The 1,022-nt window shown below is 68.5% G+C and carries 1 protein-coding gene; it reads left to right on the top strand.

Annotated elements, in window-relative coordinates; all coding sequences use genetic code 11:
* On the top strand, nucleotides 1-1,022 hold a 1,022-nt coding region (gene glnII, locus EF387_RS46470; RefSeq protein WP_128382588.1), incomplete at both ends, for a glutamine synthetase.

Below are 1,022 nucleotides of genomic sequence, written 5' to 3' on the forward strand. Positions count from 1 at the left end.
TGACCTTCAAGGCTGAGTACATCTGGATCGACGGCACCGAGCCGACGGCCAAGCTCCGTTCGAAGACGAAGATCCTGGCCGACGACGCGAAGGGTGCCGAGCTCCCGATCTGGGGCTTCGACGGGTCCTCCACCAACCAGGCCGAGGGCCACGCCTCGGACTGCGTGCTCAAGCCGGTCTTCTCCTGCCCGGACCCGATCCGCGGCGGCGACGACGTCCTGGTGCTGTGCGAGGTCCTGAACATCGACTTCACCCCGCACCCGTCCAACACCCGTGCCGCGCTGGTCGAGGTGGCGGAGAAGTTCGCCGCGCAGGAGCCGATCTTCGGCATCGAGCAGGAGTACACCTTCTTCGACGGCGCGCGCCCGCTGGGCTTCCCCCAGGGCGGCTTCCCGGCCCCGCAGGGCGGCTACTACTGCGGCGTCGGCGCCGACGAGATCTTCGGCCGTGATGTCGTCGAGGCGCACCTGGAGAACTGCCTCAAGGCGGGCCTGGGGATCTCCGGCATCAACGCCGAGGTCATGCCCGGTCAGTGGGAGTTCCAGGTCGGCCCGCTCGCCCCGCTTCAGGTCTCCGACCAGCTGTGGGTGGCCCGCTGGCTGCTGTACCGCACCGCCGAGGACTTCGGTGTCTCCGCGACCCTGGACCCCAAGCCGGTCAAGGGCGACTGGAACGGCGCCGGTGCGCACACCAACTTCTCCACCAAGGCGATGCGCGAGGGTTACGACGCGATCATCACCGCCTGCGAGTCGCTCGGTGAGGGCTCCAAGCCGCTCGACCACGTCAAGAACTACGGTGCCGGCATCGACGACCGTCTGACCGGTCTGCACGAGACCGCCCCGTGGGACCAGTACAGCTACGGCGTCTCCAACCGCGGCGCCTCGGTCCGTATCCCGTGGCAGGTCGAGAAGGACGGCAAGGGCTACATCGAGGACCGCCGTCCCAACGCCAACGTCGACCCGTACGTGGTGACCCGGCTGCTCGTCGACACCTGCTGCACCGCGCTGGAGAAGGCCGGCCAG

It is taken from the genome of Streptomyces cavernae (assembly GCF_004023625.1).
In the GTDB taxonomy this organism is placed as follows: domain Bacteria; phylum Actinomycetota; class Actinomycetes; order Streptomycetales; family Streptomycetaceae; genus Streptomyces; species Streptomyces cavernae.